Source organism: Methylobacterium sp. D48H (assembly GCF_053345715.1).
The window spans coordinates 303,643-320,723 of sequence record NZ_JBKFAP010000003.1 but is presented as its reverse complement, the minus strand read 5'-3'; the positions used below and the strand labels follow the sequence as shown (position 1 = coordinate 320,723).

Annotated in this window: 13 protein-coding genes; 7 read left to right on the top strand and 6 right to left on the bottom strand. The window is 70.9% G+C overall.

Translation table 11 applies throughout. The annotated features are described in order from the left end of the window. Positions 1–59: 59 nt before the first annotated feature. Both ACLBX8_RS10270 and ACLBX8_RS10265 read left to right on the top strand, forming a co-directional pair. Complete coding sequence (locus tag ACLBX8_RS10270) at positions 60–617, top strand: DUF4337 domain-containing protein (RefSeq protein WP_020090790.1); 558 nt, start codon at positions 60–62, stop codon at positions 615–617. Between the two features lie 123 nt (positions 618–740). Continuing rightward, positions 741–1,268: a phosphate-starvation-inducible PsiE family protein gene (locus tag ACLBX8_RS10265; protein WP_056532064.1), complete on the top strand. Its 528-nt coding sequence runs from the start codon at positions 741–743 to the stop codon at positions 1,266–1,268. Positions 1,269–1,455: 187 nt separating this feature from the next. On the opposite strand, the gene ACLBX8_RS10260 is transcribed toward ACLBX8_RS10265, so the two are convergent. After that, a complete protein-coding gene (locus ACLBX8_RS10260; RefSeq protein ID WP_091979357.1) occupies positions 1,456–1,974 on the bottom strand; it encodes a TspO/MBR family protein in 519 nt (172 codons plus the stop codon). A gap of 119 nt (positions 1,975–2,093) precedes the next feature. On the opposite strand from ACLBX8_RS10260, the gene ACLBX8_RS10255 reads away from it, so the two are divergent. The 4 genes from ACLBX8_RS10255 (at position 2,094) to ACLBX8_RS10240 (ending at position 6,402) form a co-directional block, all read left to right on the top strand. Then, positions 2,094–3,296 carry a trans-sulfuration enzyme family protein gene (locus tag ACLBX8_RS10255; RefSeq protein ID WP_447715048.1) on the top strand — a complete coding sequence of 401 codons (1,203 nt, stop codon included), beginning with the start codon at positions 2,094–2,096 and terminating at the stop codon, positions 3,294–3,296. Positions 3,297–3,388: 92 nt separating this feature from the next. Next, positions 3,389–3,868, top strand: coding sequence for a hypothetical protein (locus tag ACLBX8_RS10250; protein ID WP_100250577.1), 480 nt, complete (start codon positions 3,389–3,391; stop codon positions 3,866–3,868). A 261-nt stretch (positions 3,869–4,129) separates the two neighbouring features. Next, a complete protein-coding gene (locus tag ACLBX8_RS10245) occupies positions 4,130–5,059 on the top strand; it encodes an AEC family transporter (protein WP_020090796.1) in 930 nt (309 codons plus the stop codon). Positions 5,060–5,172: 113 nt separating this feature from the next. Next, positions 5,173–6,402: an acyl-CoA dehydrogenase gene (locus tag ACLBX8_RS10240; protein ID WP_132368118.1), complete on the top strand. Its 1,230-nt coding sequence runs from the start codon at positions 5,173–5,175 to the stop codon at positions 6,400–6,402. Positions 6,403–6,553: 151 nt separating this feature from the next. Here the strand turns inward: ACLBX8_RS10240 and addB are convergent, their stop codons facing one another. Next, positions 6,554–9,718, bottom strand: a complete 3,165-nt coding sequence (gene addB / locus ACLBX8_RS10235; RefSeq protein WP_447698313.1) for a double-strand break repair protein AddB — start codon at positions 9,716–9,718, stop codon at positions 6,554–6,556. 117 nt (positions 9,719–9,835) lie between these two features. After that, a complete protein-coding gene (gene tcuA / locus ACLBX8_RS10230) occupies positions 9,836–11,332 on the bottom strand; it encodes an FAD-dependent tricarballylate dehydrogenase TcuA (protein ID WP_447698312.1) in 1,497 nt (498 codons plus the stop codon). Positions 11,333–11,448: 116 nt separating this feature from the next. Between tcuA and ACLBX8_RS10225 the strand changes: the two genes are divergently transcribed. After that, positions 11,449–12,102 carry a GntR family transcriptional regulator gene (locus ACLBX8_RS10225; RefSeq protein WP_056531487.1) on the top strand — a complete coding sequence of 218 codons (654 nt, stop codon included), beginning with the start codon at positions 11,449–11,451 and terminating at the stop codon, positions 12,100–12,102. Between the two features lie 13 nt (positions 12,103–12,115). On the opposite strand, the gene tcuC is transcribed toward ACLBX8_RS10225, so the two are convergent. From tcuC to ACLBX8_RS10210, 3 genes are all read right to left on the bottom strand, one after another. Then, a complete protein-coding gene (gene tcuC / locus ACLBX8_RS10220) occupies positions 12,116–13,423 on the bottom strand; it encodes a tricarballylate/proton symporter TcuC (RefSeq protein WP_447698311.1) in 1,308 nt (435 codons plus the stop codon). Between the two features lie 24 nt (positions 13,424–13,447). After that, positions 13,448–14,830 carry a 2-hydroxycarboxylate transporter family protein gene (locus ACLBX8_RS10215; RefSeq protein WP_447698310.1) on the bottom strand — a complete coding sequence of 461 codons (1,383 nt, stop codon included), beginning with the start codon at positions 14,828–14,830 and terminating at the stop codon, positions 13,448–13,450. A gap of 308 nt (positions 14,831–15,138) precedes the next feature. After that, positions 15,139–16,734: a porin gene (locus ACLBX8_RS10210; protein WP_447698309.1), complete on the bottom strand. Its 1,596-nt coding sequence runs from the start codon at positions 16,732–16,734 to the stop codon at positions 15,139–15,141. Positions 16,735–17,081: the final 347 nt, after the last annotated feature.

Genomic DNA, 17,081 nt, shown 5'->3' with positions numbered 1-17,081 from the left:
TCGCGCGCCGCGATGGGCTGTGACTCGGCCCCGCCGAATCAACGGAGACGAGCGAGACGATGTCGGGTGGTCACGGGGCGGTCGAGGGGTCGAACAAGCGCGTGGCGCTGCTGATCTCGGTGCTGGCGCTGTTCCTCGCGTTCAGCGAGACACTGGGCAAGGCGTCCCAGACGGATTCGATCGGCGCCAACGTCGAGGCCGCGAACCAGTGGGCCTATTTCCAGGCCCGCACGATCCGCGCGACGGTGCTCAAGACCGCCGACGAGGCCCTGGCGCTGGTGCCCCCGGGGCCGAACCAGGAGGCCATCGCCGCCAAGCGCGCCGAGTGGTCGAAGACGCTGGCGCGCTGGGATTCGGAGCCGTCGACCGGCGAGGGCCGCAAGGAGCTGTCCGAGAAGGCCCGCGCCTCGGAGGGCCGGCGCGACCTCGCGCTGCTGCGCTACCACCACTACGAGCTGGCCTCGGCGGCCTTCCAGATCGGGATCGTGCTGGCCTCGGCCGAGGTCATCACCGGGATCAGCCTGCTGGTCTTCGCCGGCGGCTTCCTGGGCCTCGCCGGGGCGGCGCTGCTCGGCTTCGGCTACCTCGCGCCGCACGCCCTGCCGTTCTTCCACTGAGCGGCCCCGGCCGCCGGCAGCGACGTAACGCCACCCCGGATCCCGATCGATCGAGCACAAGCGTCGCCGCACTGGACGCGCGGTCCGGAAGCTGATCGTCTCGGCGCATTCCAGGGGGGAATGATGTCGGAACACTCAGAAGACCAGGGACGCCTGACGAAGGTCGCCAGCGCGATCTTCCTGCACACCGAGCACGCGATCTACGCGGCGCTCGGCATCCTGCTGGCGCTCACCGCCCTCGTGGCGCTGATCGAGGCCGCCGGCATGACCTGGGAGGCGATGCGGGCGCTCGGCGGCGCTCAGCAGATCCTCGAGGTGATCGACCGGCTGCTGTTCCTGCTGATGCTGATCGAGATCCTGCACACGGTCCGGGTCTCGATGCGGTCGGGGACGCTGACCTGCGAGCCGTTCCTGATCGTCGGGCTGATCGCCTCGATCCGGCGGGTTCTGGTGATCACCCTGCAATCGTCGGAGATCATGCACGCCAAGGACTGGTCGCCGGAGAAGCAGGCGCTGTTCCAGGCCTCGATGATCGAGCTCGGCGTGCTGGCGGGTCTGATCCTCACGATGGTGTTCGCGATCTTCCTGCTGCACCGCGCCCGCGACGACGGCAGGCCGGCCGGCGAGGAGAAGCCCGAGCACGTGTCCTGAGATCCGCGCGCCTTCGCGGCGTTCACGAAGGACCTGCACCGATCCGTACGCCTGACGGTGTCCGGATTGCCCTGACCGTCCTTGCGAGCGCAGCGAAGCAATCCAGTTGCGCCACGCCGACCGAGGTAACGCTGCACTGGGTCGCTTCGCTCGCGATGACGGAAGGAAACCGAACCGGAATCGGAAATCAGTTCATCCGCAGGATCGCGGCGTTGAGGAGCGTCGCGAAGGCGACCCAGGCCGCGTAGGGGACGAGGAGCCACGCCGCGAGCCGGTCGAACCGCCAGGTCAGCCGGATCGTCCAGAGCACCATCACCAGCAGCATCGCGACGACGATCAGGCCGGCGCCGATCGCGTGGGCGGTGAAGAAGACCGGCGTCCAGGCGGCGTTGAGGGCGATCTGCACCACGAACGCCGCGAGGGCGAGCCACCAGCCCTGGCGGCTCGGTCCCGTGCGCGGCATGGCGCCGAGCAGGCGCCAGAGCGAGACCGCGATCATCGTGTAGAGGATCGTCCAGGCGACCGGGAACACCCAGTTCGGCGGGTTGAAGGCCGGCTTGTTCAGGCTCGCGTACCAGCCCGGGATCTCCGCCTGGGTCGACACCGAGCCGACGGCGGCCGTGGCCGCGACGGGCAGGATCGCGGCGGCGAGGCGGAGCCAGCGCGGCAGGGGCGATCCCTCGGGGACCTGTGTGGCGGCGGTCATGATCGTCTGTCTCCACGGGGCGCGGCATGTGGCGCGGCATGTGGCCCGGCATGTGGCGCGGCTTGCCGGCATTCGCGCGCCGTGGCACGCGCCCGTCTCCATCCGCCGAGAATCGCCAGATGTCACAGCCTTACGCGCCGCAGGGTCCGTCGGATACCCGGAGCGACGCCGAGCCGGAATACACGCGCCGGAGCCTCGCCGCCCAGGCCATGGGGCGGATCGAGCCGGAGACGCGGGCGGTGGTGATGCCGCTCCACGTCGCCACCACCTTCATCCGCGATCCCGACAACGGCTACAGCTCCGGCTACAGCTACGCGCGGCCCGACAACGCCACGGTGCGCGAGGCGGAGTCGGTCCTGGCGATGCTGGAGGGCGCCGCCGCCGGCGCGCTGCTGTTCGGCTCGGGGATGGCGGCGGCGACCGCGGTGTTCGGCGCGCTGGAGCCCGGCGACCACGTGGTCGCCGGCACGGTCATGTACTGGGCGCTGAAGCGCTGGCTGCGCGAGGAGGCGCCCCGGCGCGGCCTCACACTGAGTTTCGTGGACACGGACGACGCGGGTGCCCTGCGCGCTGCGATCGAGCCCGGCCGGACCAAGCTCGTCTGGATCGAGACCCCCGGCAACCCGCTCTGGACCGTCACCGACATCGCCGCGGCGGCCGAGATCGCCCACGCGGCGGGGGCGCGGCTCGCCGTCGATTCGACGGCCGCCTCACCGGTGCACACGCGCCCTCTGGAACTCGGCGCCGACATCGTGATGCACTCGGCCACCAAGATCCTGAACGGTCATTCCGACGTGGTTGCGGGCGTGCTGGCGGGGGCGCGGGCCGACGCGTTCTGGGAGCGGATCCGGGGGATCCGCGCCGGCAGCGGCGGCATCCTCGGGCCGTTCGAGGCCTACCTGCTGATGCGCTCGCTCCGGACCCTGCACCTGCGGGCGGCCGCGCAGGCGGCGGGCGCCCTGCGCCTCGCCGGGCGCCTGAGCGGGCACCCGCACGTGACCCGCGTCCTCTACCCGGGCCTTCCGGACGATCCCGGCCACGCGATCGCCTGCCGGCAGATGCGGGACGGGTTCGGCTTCATGCTGTCGATCCGGGTCGCCGGCGGCGAGGCCGGCGCCATCGCCACGGCGGCGCGGGTGCGGCTCTGGAAGCGGGCGACCTCGCTCGGCGGCGTCGAGAGCCTCATCGAGCACCGCGCCTCGGTGGAAGGCCCGGGCAGCCCCTGCCCGCCGGACCTGCTGCGCCTGTCCACCGGCATCGAGGACACGGACGACCTGTACGGCGATCTCGACCAGGCCCTGCGCGGCGCCCACGCGGGCTGATCGTCGCGGGCGCTTGGTGCCGAACCGGCTCCTGGCGCGTTGTGCCGGCAGTTCCGGCGGCGCGAACCGCCACAGATCGCGAGTCTGACGACATGACGACCCGTTCCCGCACGATGGTCCCCGGCACCTTCGCGCTGCTCATGCTGGCGCTCGCGCCGGCCTCCGCCCGGGCCGACGCGGTGCCCGATCTCGACGTCGAGCGGACCTGCCGGTCGGCTCAGGTCGCCAACACGAGCATCAGCGACAAGGCGAATTACGACGGCTGCATCCGCTCCGAGCGCGACGCCAAGAAGGAGGCCGAGCGCCACTGGAGCAGTTACACGCCCGCCGCGAAGAGCCAGTGCCAGAACCAGTTCAAGGCGGGCGGCTTCCCCTCCTACGTCGAGATGGTGACCTGCCTGGAACTGGCGTCCGGCACGGTGCCGACCCAGAGCGCCGAGGGCGGCCGCGCGGTGGGCGGGCCGGGTGCGCCGAAGGACGTCAAGGTGCAGCGGGAGGGCGGCGCCAACCTGACCAAGGAACCGCCCGCGAGCCAGCGCACGGATCCGATCCAGGTGCTGGAGAACAAGTAGGCGGCGCGGGCGCCGTCACGCGCCGCTGTCGGCCGTGGTGACGAAGGGGAGGTCCACGGTCTCGCGGCCGGCGCGTTACCGGGTGCCCGCGATGAGGGCCCGCACCGCCGCGGCGACCCGGGCGCGCTCGGCGGCGCGGTGATTCTCCCCCCCTCTCGTCCGGCATGCCAGCACAGCTTCCGACGGGGCGCGACGCGGCGCGCGGGCGTGCTATGGGCCGAGTCCTCCCCCCGCGCTTCAGCCCCCGCTCCCGCCGGCCCCGTGAACGCCCTCGCCATCATCGCCCCGATCTTCGGGATCGTCCTGATCGGCTGGGCCGCCGCCCTCGCGGGGCTCCTCTCCGACAAGGTCAGCGACGGGCTGTCGGAATACGTCTTCGCCGTCGCCGTCCCGGCGCTGATCATCGCCACGCTGACCAAGCCCGGGATGAGCGGGACCATCGCGTGGTCCTACTGGGTCGCGTATTTCGGCGGCGCGGCGATCTCGTGGTCCGTCGGCACGCTGATCGCCCGGCGGCGGGCCGGGATCGAGCGCCGGGGTGCGATCCTCCACGGCTTCGCGGCGAGCCAGTCGAACACGGTGTTCGTGGGCGTCCCGATGATCCTCCAGGCCTACGGCGAGGAGGGTGCCTTCCCGCTGTTCATGCTGCTGGCCGTCCACCTGCCCCTGATGATGGGCAGCGCCACTTTCCTGATCGAGTCCGATTCCGGCCTGCCGGTCCTGGCGCGGATCCGCGGGCTCGCCCTGGTGCTGCTGCGCAACCCGATCTTCGTGGCGCTGCTGATCGGCATGGCCATGAAGGCCCTCGGCCTCGCGCCGGTCGGCATCGCCCAGTCGCTGATCGACGCCTTCGCCGGCACGGCCTCCACCTGCGCCCTGGTGGCGCTGGGCGCCGGCCTGAAGCGCTACCGGGTGCTGTTCGACCTCAAGGGTGCGCTCGTGATCGCGCTCCTGAAGAACCTCCTGCACCCGCTGGCGGTCTGGGTCCTGGCCTTCCACGTCTTCGCGATGCCGGCCGCCTACGCGGGCGTCGCGACCCTGTTCGCCGCCATGCCGGTGGGGATCAACGCCTACCTGCTGGCGGCGCGCTACCGGACCGAGACCGGCATGGTCGCGGCCTCGGTCCTGGTCTCGACGCTGCTGGCGCCGCTCACCACGCTGCTCTGGCTCATGCTCCTCGGCCGGGCGTGACGGCGGCGCCCCGGCGTCACCGCGCGCGTTGGACCGGGCGGCGCGCGGGTCTAGGGTAGGGTCAAGCGCGCGGGCCGCGAAGACCCGCGCCACCCTACAGGCGAGGAATCTCGATGAACGCTCCGATGCGCCCTCCGGGCAGCGCCTCCCCGTCGGCCCCGGCCTCGGCCCGCTTCGTCTGGGACGATCCCTTCCTGCTGGAGGATCAGCTCACCGAGGACGAGCGGGCGATCCGCGACGTCGCCCAGAGCTTCGCGCAGGAGCAGCTGCTGCCCGGGATCGTGGAGGCCTACGCCTCCGAGAAGACCGATCCCGGCCTGTTCCGGAAGATGGGCGAGCTCGGCCTGCTCGGCGTGACCCTCCCCGAGGAGTACGGCTGCGCGGGCGCCTCCTACGTGGCCTACGGGCTCGTGGCGCGGGCGGTCGAGGCGGTGGATTCCGGCTACCGCTCGATGATGAGCGTGCAATCCTCCCTCGTGATGTACCCGATCCACGCCTACGGCTCGGAGGAGCAGCGCGAGAAGTTCCTGCCGAAGCTCGCCTCGGGCGAGTGGATCGGCTGCTTCGGCCTCACCGAGCCGGATGCCGGCTCGGACCCGGCCGGCATGAAGACCAAGGCCGAGAAGATCGACGGCGGCTACCGGATCACCGGCGCCAAGATGTGGATCTCGAACGCGCCCTTCGCGGACGTCTTCGTGGTCTGGGCGAAGTCCGAGGCCCACGAGGGCGCGATCCGCGGCTTCGTCCTCGAGAAGGGCATGAAGGGCCTGTCCGCCCCGACGCTGAAGGGCAAGCTGTCCCTGCGCGCCTCCACCACCGGCGAGATCGTCATGGAGGGCGTCGAGGTCGGAGAGGACGCGCTGCTGCCGAACGTCTCGGGGCTGAAGGGGCCGTTCGGCTGCCTCAACCGGGCGCGCTACGGCATCTCGTGGGGCGCGATGGGCGCCGCAGAGGATTGCTGGCACCGCGCCCGCACCTACACGCTGGAGCGCAAGCAGTTCGGCCGGCCCCTGGCGCAGACCCAGCTCGTCCAGAAGAAGCTCGCCGACATGCAGACCGAGATCGCCCTGGGCCTCCAGGCCTCGCTCCGGGTCGGGCGGCTGATGGACGAGGGCAAGATGGCGCCCGAGATGATCTCGCTGGTCAAGCGCAACAATTGCGGCAAGGCGCTGGACATCGCCCGCACCGCCCGGGACATGCACGGCGGTAACGGCATCATGGGCGAGTACCACGTGATGCGCCACGCCCAGAACCTCGAGACGGTGAACACCTACGAGGGCACCCACGACGTCCACGCCCTGATCCTGGGCCGCGCCCAGACGGGGCTGCAGGCGTTCTTCTGAGGCGCGGAGGACGCGCCTCCCACCGGGTCACCTCATCCTCAGGTGCGGCGCAGTCGCCTCGAAGAAGTCCCCCGGAACCGCGGCGATATCGGGAGGCTTCCTCGAGACCTCCGCTGCACTTCGGCACCTCAGGACGAGGGCGCGGGCGGGGTCACTCCCCGCCCTCGTCCCCGGCGAGCGACCACTCGAGCACCCGGGCGAGGTGGTCGTAGGCGCCGTACCGGCTGGCGTATTGCGGGTAGGGCCGCGCCGTGTAGGCCGCCTCGCCGGTCATGAACCGGGCCACCAGCCCCCGGAGCCGCGCGGCGTGCTCAGCCACGATCGCCTCCACGCCGCGCTCCTCGCCCCGGGGCGGCTTCACCGGGATCGGGACGAAGGGCTTCCGGCCGCCCGAGGCGTGGACGTAGAGCAGGTCCGGCGTCGTCTTCACGGCCGGCAGTTCCGCGAAGGCGCCGTGCATCAGCATCGCCGCCTCCAGGGTGAGCTGCGGCGAGAACCCGGAGAAGATCATCTTGCCCGAGGGCGGCGTCCCGGTCTTGTAATCGACGATGCAGGCGGTGCCGTCCGGCCGCAGCTCGATCCGGTCGGCCCGGGCGCGCAGCGTGAAGGTCTCGCGCCCCATCGGGATCGCCCAGCGCCCGGAGACCTCCGGGTAGACCCGGGTCAGGCCGGGCCGGCGCTGCGCCTCCCAGTCGAGATAGGCCGAGGCCATGCGCTCGTAGCGCGGCCACCACTCGGCGTAGAGGTTCGGGTACTCCGCCTCGATGTCGCCGAAGGCGTTCACCGCGAGGTTCAGCAGCCGCTCGGCCGCGTCCGGCGGCAGGTCCGCGGGATGGCGGGCGGCGAACTCCGCGAAGACGTCGTGCACCAGAGAGCCGCGGGTGGCGACGCCCGGCGCCGCCGCCAGCGGGTCGAGCGGGTCCAGTCCGAGCACGTGGCGGGCGAAGATGCTGTAGGGATCGCGCACCAGCGTCTCGATCTCGGTGACGCTGAGCGAGCGCGGGAACAGCGCCGGGTCCGGCTTCGGCGCGGGGCGCTTCAGCCGCGGCTCCGGCGGCGCCGCGTCGAGCCGCGCGGCGAGGCCCGTGAGCCGGCGCCCCGCGTGCAGGACGCTGTCCCAGCGGGCGTCGCCCGAGAGGGCGCGCAGGCGCTGGATCAGGCGCGACGGCACGGTCGGCGCGCCCTCCCGCTTCAGCGCGCGGGTGATCACCGCGTCGCGGCAACCGAGCGACTGCACGAAGTCGTGGGCCATCTGCCCGATCCGCCGCTCGGGCGGGTTGAGGCCGACCCGCTCGCGCATCGGCCGGTTGAGGAACGAGTCGGTCAGCGTGCGCACCGGCCAGACGCCCTCGTCCAGCCCGCCGAGCACCACGCGATCCACCGAGAGCAGGCGCGCCTCCAGCAGCCCGAGGATGCGCAGGCGCGGATGCGGCGCCTCGCCCGAGCAGGCGACTTTGCGCTCCCGGGCGAGCGACGTGAAGAAGGTGGCGTAATCGTCGAACCGCCCCGGCATCAGGCCGGGCTCGGCCATCTCCAGGTCGTCGAACAGGGCGTCGAGGCAGGACAGGGATCCGTCCGTCTCGACCGGGGGACCGTCCTCCGGCCCGGCGATCAGCCGGTCGCACGCCTCACGGTGACCCGTGGCCGTGGTGACGAGGTCGCAATCGCCCGCGCCGTCCGGGCCCGGGAAATCCCGGAACACCAGATCCAGCCGGTCCAGGAGGTCCGCGGCCAGTTCCCAGTCGACGTCCTTCAGGCGGCGCTTGGCCCGGGGCCGGTGCTCGGGCGGCCCGGCGCGCTCGGCGGCGAGGGCCTTGCGCAGGCCGTCGAAGCCCGGGGCCGGAACGGGGCCGCGCAGCAATCCGATCTCCAGGGCGGCCGCGCCCCGGACCACGTCGGGACGCGGCAGGCCGAGATGGACCATCGGATGGGAGAGCAGCGCGATCAGCCGGGCCGGGATCGCGTCGGCCTGATCGCGGGCGAGGTCGGCGGCGAGTTCCGCCGCGAGCCGGGCGAGCCGCCCGGCCGGGCTCACGGCCAGGGACAGCCCGGCGGAATCCTCGGCCACGATGCCCCAGCGCAGCAGCTCGACGGCGACGCGGCCGGCGAGCCCGCGGTCGGGCGTGATGAGCGCCGCGGTGGCACCGGGGGTCTGCAGGGTCTCGCGCAGCGCCAGCGCCGCGACCAGCGCCTCCTCGCGCTCGTCGGCCGCTTCGGCGAGCGCGAGCCCCGCGAGGCCGAGGCGGGCGACGGTGTCGCGCGCGGCCGGGTCGAGGGCGGCCCACGCGTCGGTGGTATCGGCCGGCCGCAGGGCCTGCGACAGGAGCGCGGCTCGCGCCGCCTGGCCGGGGTCGGGCTCGCCGAGGGCGACGACCTCGGCGCGGTCGAGGTTGAGGTTCTCCGGTCCGAGCAACCGGTGCAGCACCGCCTGCGGATGGCCGTGCGCGATCACGCGGGAAAAACCCTCGCCGGTGTCGATGCCGTCCCAGCCGGCCGCGTCGAGGTCGAGATCGAGCCCGGGCAGGACCACGGCGCCGTGGGGCAGCTTGGCCACGGCGGCGATGAGCCGGGCCGTGGCGGGGACGGAGCCCAGCGATCCAGCGACGATCACCGGGTCCGGCGTCGCGCCGCGCGACAGGCGCCGCTCCTCGGCGAGCACGAGCCCGCGGGCGCGGGCGACCGGATCGGCGAGGCCCCGCTCGGCCAGGAGCTTCGGCCAGTTCTCGGCAGCGATCTTCACGAAGTCGAGGGTCAGGCCGAAGTAGCGGGAATACTCGGCCTCGACGGCCGCGCCGATCTCCGACCAGGGCAGGCCCTCGACGGTGAGCGCGTCCATCAGGCGCTCGAGATCGCCGGCGAGCCCGACCGCGTCGGCGGGGGAGGACGGCACGAGGAACGGCACCTCGGCGTCCAGCGGCAGCAGCGTCCGGTCGACGGTCCTGGCCCAGGCCTGGACGAGGCGGGCCAGGATCAGCCGGCGCTCCAGCGGCGGCATCGGGATGCTCAGGGGATCGGCGTTCTCCTCCAGCAGCGGCTCGGCGGCGAGGTCGAGCTCGGCCTCGTCGGCCTCGCCGAGCGGCACCATCCGCGGCAGCAGCGTCGCCTGGCCGGGCGCGTCCCGGCCGAGCCTCTCGGCCAGGATCGCGCCGAGCGCCCGAGCCGCGCGACGGGTCGGCAGGTAGATCGTGACGGAGGCGAGCGCCAGCGGATCGTCCGCCACCGGCCCGACGAGGCGGCCGGAGAGCAGCGCCTCGGCGAGCGTCGGCAGGAACGGGACGCCGCGGGAGATGGTGAAGACGGCCTGTCGGGCGGGCATGGCTGGGCTTCTACGCCCGCGCCGGGGCGGCGGACAGGGGACGATGGGCCGCTGGGGAACGATCGCGCGGCTTCCCTCCCCGCATCGGAGGAGTTCGGTCGCGCTCCGCCGCTGACCTCAGCCCCTCGCCCTCGCGGCGGCGCCGTAGCCGGCGCGGCGGCCGAACACGACGCCGGAGGTCAGCCCCGAGCCGCCGGGATAGCCGTTGAAGAACACGCCACCGACCATCTCGCCGCAGGCGTAGAGGCCGGGAATCGCGCCGCCGTCCGCGCGCTTCACGCCGCCGTCGTCGCCGACCTCGACGCCGCCGTAGGTGAAGGTGATGCCGCCCGTGACCGGGTAGGCCTTGAACGGCCCGGTCTCGATCCTCTGCGCCCAGTTCGACTTCGGCAGGGCGAGCCCCTTCGTGCCGCGCCCGTCCTTCACGGTCGGGTCGAAGGGCACGCTCTCGTCCACGGCGGCGTTGAACGCCGCGATGGTCCGCCGCGCCGCCGCGCGGTCGATGCCCTCGAGCTTGTCGAGGAGCCCGTCCAGGGTGTCGGCCTCGACGAAGTGCGCGTCGTGGAACCGGTACTCGCTGTAGAGCAGGTGATCGACCTTGGCGTCGAAGATCTGCCACGCCACGTGCCCGGGCTGCTCCATGATCGAGCGGCCGAACTGGGCGTAGGTGTAGTTGCGGAAATTCTTGCCCTCGTCGACGAACCGCTCGCCGTCCGCGTTCAGCATGAGGCCCAGGAAGTAGCAGATCTTCCGGTAGTGCTTGCGCTCGCCGTGCGGCAGCTCGAGGTTGCCGTAATCGGGGGTGTGCAGGTCCATCGGCGTGGCGTGGCAGCCACCGTAGAAGCCGTGGGCCTTCGCGCCGAGGTCGAGCGCCATCTGTAGCCCGTCGCCCTGGTTGTGGGGCGTGCCGCGTACCCGGGCCTTGTCCCAGCCCTCGCCGATGAAGCGTGTCCGGAGGGCGGCGTTCGACTCGAAGCCGCCGCAGGCCAGCACCACGGACGTCGCCCGGACCGGACCCTGCGGCGTCTCCACGCCGACGACGCGCCCGTCCTCCACGATCAGGCCTCGGGCCGGGCAGCCGTAGCGGATCTCGCCGCCGGCCCGGGTGAAGGCCTCCAGCTCGGCCCGGGCGAGGCCGAACCCCTCGTCGTGGGTGGCCAGCGTCAGGCCGCCCCAGAACACGAAGCGCCCGTCCTTCTCGAACGCCTGACGGGAGTAGATCGGCTCGAACTTCACCCCCTGCGTCGCCAGCCAGCGCAGGGCCGCGCCGCTCTCGTCGATCAGGATGCGCTGCTCGCGCGAGAGCGGCCGCCCGTCGTTGAAGCCGAGCAGGTCCGCCTCGAATTTCTGTGCCGTGTAGGCACCGAAATCGGTCCGCGGCAGGCGCGGGTCCTCGGGATCGACCAGCAGCGGGATCAGGTCGTCGTTGCCCGCGTAGACGAAGCGCATGGCCCCGGCCGTGTAGGCGGTGTTGCCGCCGGCGAGGTCCCGCTCGGCCTTCTCGATCATCAGCACCGAGGCGCCGCGCTCCAGGGCGGCGAGACCGGCGCTCATGGCGGCGTTGCCCGAGCCGACCACCACCACATCCCACGGCGCATCGTCCGGACGCTGCATGCCTGCCTCCTCTCCAGTGGCCGATCTCAGCGCATTGTATACGTCTGCATGCAATTTCACGCAAGCGTTTCAGGCGTCACGCTTTCGCGCTATGGCCGAGCCGAGGAGAGCCGGACATGAAGGCCAGCGAAGCGGAGCGCTCCAGCGGCGCCGGCGCCTACGAGCGGCTGCTGCGGGCGATCGAGGAGGGCGAGCTCGCCCCCGGCAGCCGCCTGCGCGAGGCGGAGCTCGCCGAGCGGTTCCAGATCAGCCGCACGCCGGTCCGCGAGGCGCTCGGCCGGCTGGAGGCGCAGGGACTCGTCGCCCACGAGCCGCACCGGGGCGCCAGCGTGGCGCAGCTCGACTACGGGCAGGTGAGCGAGCTCTACGACCTGCGCGAGGTGCTGGAGGGGACGGCCGCGCGCCTCGCGGCGATCCACGCCAGCACGGTCGAGACCGAGATCCTGGAGGAGATGGTCGCCCGGGACCGGACGCTGCTCGGCGACGCGCCCGCGCTGGCACGGACCAACCGGCTGTTCCACCGCCAGATCCACGGGGCGGCGCGCAACCGCTTCCTGCAGGGCACGCTGGAGACGATGCGCCTGTCGCTGGTGCTGCTCCCGGGCGCCACCACGCTGGCGGCGCCCGACCGCGCCGCGGAATCGCTCGCCGAGCACGCCGCGATCGTGGCGGCGATCCGAGCCCACGACGGGGATGCCGCCGAGGCCGCGGCCCGGGCCCATATCCGCGCCGCCTTCAAGGCGCGGATCCGGATCTGGCAGGAGAGCTGAGGGCCCCCGACCCTCAGGCGTGGGCCGGCACGCGCTCCAGACTGGGCCGGCCGCGGAACAGGGCGAGCGTCGCGACGATGCCGCAGGCGGCCGCCGCCATCAGCCAGTAGCTCGGCGCCGCCCGGTCGCCGGTCTTCTCGATCAGGAAGGTCGAGACCATGGGCGTCGCCGTGCCGAACAGCGCGGTGGCGAGGCTGTAGGCCAGCGAGAAGCCGCTGGCGCGGACATGGGCCGGCACGACTTCCGAGAGCGAGACCACCATCGCGCCGTTGTAGACTCCGAAGAAGAACGAGAACCACAGCTCGACGGCGAGCATCTTGCCGAAGGTCGGATCGGCCACGAGCCAGTGCAGCGCCGGGTAGGTCGTCAGCAGCGACAGGGTCGAGATCGTCAGCAGCACCGGCTTGCGGCCGATGGCGTCCGACAGGGCTCCGCCCACGGGCAGCCAGACGAAGTTGGTGATCGCCACGAACAGCGTCACGATCAGGCTGTCGGTCTCGGTGAGCTTGAGGACGTTCTTGCCGAAAGTCGGGGTGTAGACGGTGATCATGTAGAACGTCACCGTCGTCATCGTGGTCAGCATCATGCCGAGCAGCACGATCCGCCAGTTGGCGGCCACCGTGGTCAGGATCTCGCGGGTGGTCGGGTGGCGGGTCCGCTTGGCGAAGTCCTGCGTCTCCTGGAGCGACCTCCTGATGAAGAAGATGAACGGCACGATCAGGCAGCCGATGAAGAACGGGATGCGCCAGCCGAAATCGCCGAGCTGCTGCTTGGTCAGGAACGCGTTCAGCCCGTAGCCGATCAGGGCGGCGAACATGATCGCCACCTGCTGACTCGCCGACTGGAACGACGTGTAGAAGCCGCGCCGGCCCGGCGTGGCGATCTCGAACAGGTAGATGGAGACGCCGCCGATCTCGACGCCCGCCGAGAAGCCCTGCAGCAGGCGCCCGGCCAGCACGATCAGCGGGGCCGCGACCCCGATCGTGTCGTAGCTCGGGCAGAAGGCGATGAGCACCGTGCCGCTCGCCATGATGGCGAGGGTGATGATCAGGCCCTTCCGGCGGCCGATCCGGTCGATATAGGCGCCGAGCACGATCGCCCCGAGCGGCCGCATCAGCGCCCCGAGCCAGAAGGTGCCGAAGGTCAGGAGCAGCTCGGTGGTCTCGTTGCCCGAGGGGAAGAACGCCCGCGCGATGTAGGTGGCGTAGAACCCGAACAGGAAGAAGTCGAACATTTCCAGGAAGTTGCCGCTCGTCGAGCGGAGGATCGCGCCGATCCGCGACTTGAGCGTGGCCCCGACGGCCCCGGGATCACCGGCCATGACGACGTCCTTTGCGGGTGCCCGTCAGGCACCGATCCACTTCATGGCGACGATCGTGCCGGTCACCGTCAGCGCGCCGCCGATGCGGGTGGCGATCTGCGCGAAGGGCATCAGGGCCATGCGGTTCGCCGCCGTGAGGATCGCCACGTCGCCGGTGCCGCCCTGGCCGCTGTGGCAGGCGTTCACGATGGCGGTCTCGATCGGGTACATGCCGAGCCAGCGGCCGACGAAGAAGCCGACTGTCATCAGCGTCACGACGGTCGACACGATGGTAATCAGGTTCACCAGAGTGAAGGCCGCCATCAGCTCGTGCCAGGGCGTCAGCGCGACGCCGATGGCGAAGAGCAGCGGGTAGGTCATCGAGACCTGGACGAACTTGTAGACCACGAAGCCGCCGGCCTGGAGATGGGGCGACACCGCGCTGGCGAGCTTCGCCAGGACGGCGAGGAACAGCATCGCCACCGGCGCCGGCAGGCCGACGAGGTGGTGGGCCATGACGCCGAGCAGGTAGAGGGTGATCGCCGTGAGCCCGGCCGCACCGATCGTGGCGGGATCGATCTGGCCCTTGGCCGCCTCGGCCTTGGCCTGGGCGTCGCTCGACTTGATGCCGTCCGAATCGGGCTGGAGTCGGCCCTCGCCGGTGAGGTGCGGGTAGCGCTTGCCCACAGAGTTGAGCGTGCCCGACAGGATGATCGCGGTCAGGGAGCCCAGCATCACCGGCGGCAGCACCTGGGCGAAGACCACGCCCTGCTGCATCCCCAGGATCGCCGCGTAGCCGATGGAGAGCGGGATCGCCCCCTCGCCGACGCCACCCGCCATGATCGGCACGACGATGAAGAAGAAGGTCTTGTAGGGGCCGAGGCCGAGGAGCGTGCCGACCAGCGTCCCGACCAGGGCCGCCGCCACCGAGCCGAGGGCGAGCGGCGCGAAGATCTTGAGGAAGCCCTTGATCAGGACCTCGCGGTCCATCCCGAGGATTGAGCCGACGATGATCGTGGCGATGTAGATGTAGAGGAAGTTGGTGAACTTGGTGAAATCGGTGATCGCCTTGACCATCTGCGGCGGCACCAGGGCGTAGTAGACCAGCGCCGAGGGGATGAAGGTCGCGAAGATCGCCCCGGCGCCGATGTTCTTCAGGATCGGGATCCGCTTGCCGATCTCCGCGCAGGTGAAGCCGCCCATCACCAGCACGGCGATCATGGTCGGCCCGTCGGGCTTGATCTCGCCCTCCTGGACCAGGACGGTGAGGAGGATCGCCAGCACGACGAAGATCGGGAGCGGTATGATGCCGATCTTGAAGTCGATCAGCCGCCACCAGACGTACGGCCAGAACCGGGCCGCGCGCCCGTCCTCGGCCCGGCCCTCCGCCGGCGACGGGATCGGGCTCGGTGAAACGGTGCTGGTCATGGCGTCCCCCCGGATCTCTGACCGCTCGCGGGCCGCTTCGCCGCGCCCTCGCGACCGCGCGCCGGGCCGCGATCCATCGGATCGCGCACGATCGGCGGCGATAAAGTGACATCCGGCGTATCAGCGCGGATGAAGGGCGGCAACGCGATCCAGGGAACAAAGGACGCGACCTGTCCCGTCGGCCGGGATTAAGATCCCGTCTCTGTCGTGATCACAGTTCAGAGAATAGGCCACGCGGCCGACCGGGCCATGACGGCATCGGACGGGGACAGGCGACGGGACCGAGGCCCCGCCGCCGGGATCGTCGATCAGAAGTCGCGCTGGACGCGGAAGCGGACCTGCGAGACCGAGTCCTGCGTCACGGTGCGCGGGACGAACGTGCCGCTGTTGATGCCGGCGACGTTGGCGTAGGCGGTGGGACTCTTGTCGGTGTCGATCGCGCGGCCGTGCTTCACGCCGATCTGGGTGTAGAAGGCCTCGACGCCGATATCGAGGTCGCGCACGGGCGACCAGATGATGCTGCCGCCCGCGACGAACTGATAGGTGTCGCGCAGCGCTTGGCTCAACTGGTAGAAGCGGGTTCCTGGCGCGCCGACAGCGTTGGAGCCGAGATTGGCGGCGCCGTTGAAGCTCAGGACGTTGTAGAGCGCGCCCTGGGCGAGGCGCGCGTTGCGGGAGAAGTCCTGCTCTCCGTAGGCGCCGAAGACCGCCGAGCGCCATTCCGGCGTCCAGTAATGCAGGAACGACGCGACCGCCGAGAAGGATTGCGATGTCTGCAACTGGCCGGTGAAGGGGTTGACCGTCGCGTCCGAGAAGCTCTGGTAGATCTTCTGGCCCTGGAAGCCGTTGTTGAGCTGCGTGTAGCAGCCGGTGAAGGCGCAGTATCCCGTATACATCTGCGCGCCGTCGGCGTAGGCGCTCTGGAGATAGAGGGCGTCCCCCGGCGCGACGAAGGGGGCGTTGACCTTCAGGCCGCCCTGCACCGCCCAGCCCTCGACGCTCCTGGTGTGCGCGACGCTGACATTGGCGCCCGCCGCGGGCGTCGCCGCGATGTTGCCGACGTTCAGCTCGTGAACCGCGGCGGAGAGCTGCGCCGAGCCCCAGCCCTGATCGACGCGCAGGACGCCGACGACATCGGGCAGCCGCTCGCGCTGGATGCTGTCGACACCGCTGACCCCGATCGGTGCGCCTCTGAAGTAGCCGACGAAGACCGGGCTGACCGGCGACGCGGTGCCGGCCGGCGCGTAGATCGGGCTGCGCCGGAAGACCGGGTCCTCGACCGACAGCGTGGCCGACAGCCCGTCGCCGGCCGTCACCGTGTAGGCGAGGAGGTTGGTGGAGGAGACGTCCGAGCCCGCGGTCGCGCCGTAGATCTCGAAGTCGTGGGCGTAGAAGTCGAAGAACGACGCCGCGCGACCGGCGGTCAGGCCGGCGAACTGGATGAACGCCTTGTCGACGTTCATGAACTGCTGCGCATGCCCGGCCTGGTCGACGCCGGTGGCGTCGTAGGCCTGCCCGATGCGCGCCTGCGTCCCTGAGCGCGCGTAGCCGGTGCGGGATCCCGCATCGAGGCGGACGAAGGCGCGCAGGGTGCCGTAAGCGGTCTGCGTGCGGGCATCGAGGTTGATGCGCAGACGCGCCTGATAGCCCGCGCTGTCGCCGGCGTTGGTGCCGGCCTGCCGCGTCGACGCCGTCATGTACCCGCCCTCGTACCGGGCGCGGCCCGAGATGCGCAGGCAGGTGTCGGTGCCGGGGATGTAGAAGAAGCCGGCGCCGTACGCGCCGCAGACGCGGACGTACTCGACCGGGACAGCCTTCTTGATCGGCAGGTCGGCGGCGTGCGCAGCGCCCATTGTCGCGAACGCGGTGGCAGTCGCCAGCAGCGATGATCTCAGCAATGTCATCGATGTCTCCGGAATTTGAAGCTCAATTCTCGCAAACGGATGAGCGAAACCGGACACACCAAATATAATCCACGAGTTATTCGCAGATCATTGGCATGTTCTCGCTCGCCACGGCGGTTTTGAGGCCCATTTGCCCGGCGACGATGTGCAGAGGCCCCACCGCGCGCAACAAAGATTCAGATTTATCTTCAATCTTGCAGATGAACGTTGCGCGTCCGCAACAAAATATTATCTAATAATGCAAAATCGGAGATAATTACTCAGTATATCTATATATTATCAGGTTATCCGGACGGATGAAATATTGCTAAAACCGGCTCGTTCGAACGACCAGCACCAATCGAGAG

Excerpts from the sequence above, each read along its gene's own strand:
- ACLBX8_RS10270 (WP_020090790.1), top strand. The coding sequence starts at position 60 with ATGTCGGGTGGTCACGGGGCGGTCGAGGGGTCGAACAAGCGCGTGGCG.
- ACLBX8_RS10265 (WP_056532064.1), top strand. The coding sequence starts at position 741 with ATGTCGGAACACTCAGAAGACCAGGGACGCCTGACGAAGGTCGCCAGC.
- ACLBX8_RS10260 (WP_091979357.1), bottom strand. The coding sequence starts at position 1,974 with ATGACCGCCGCCACACAGGTCCCCGAGGGATCGCCCCTGCCGCGCTGG.
- ACLBX8_RS10255 (WP_447715048.1), top strand. The coding sequence starts at position 2,094 with ATGTCACAGCCTTACGCGCCGCAGGGTCCGTCGGATACCCGGAGCGAC.
- ACLBX8_RS10250 (WP_100250577.1), top strand. The coding sequence starts at position 3,389 with ATGACGACCCGTTCCCGCACGATGGTCCCCGGCACCTTCGCGCTGCTC.
- ACLBX8_RS10240 (WP_132368118.1), top strand. The coding sequence starts at position 5,173 with ATGAACGCTCCGATGCGCCCTCCGGGCAGCGCCTCCCCGTCGGCCCCG.
- addB (WP_447698313.1), bottom strand. The coding sequence starts at position 9,718 with ATGCCCGCCCGACAGGCCGTCTTCACCATCTCCCGCGGCGTCCCGTTC.
- tcuA (WP_447698312.1), bottom strand. The coding sequence starts at position 11,332 with ATGCAGCGTCCGGACGATGCGCCGTGGGATGTGGTGGTGGTCGGCTCG.
- ACLBX8_RS10225 (WP_056531487.1), top strand. The coding sequence starts at position 11,449 with ATGAAGGCCAGCGAAGCGGAGCGCTCCAGCGGCGCCGGCGCCTACGAG.
- tcuC (WP_447698311.1), bottom strand. The coding sequence starts at position 13,423 with ATGGCCGGTGATCCCGGGGCCGTCGGGGCCACGCTCAAGTCGCGGATC.
- ACLBX8_RS10215 (WP_447698310.1), bottom strand. The coding sequence starts at position 14,830 with ATGACCAGCACCGTTTCACCGAGCCCGATCCCGTCGCCGGCGGAGGGC.
- ACLBX8_RS10210 (WP_447698309.1), bottom strand. The coding sequence starts at position 16,734 with ATGACATTGCTGAGATCATCGCTGCTGGCGACTGCCACCGCGTTCGCG.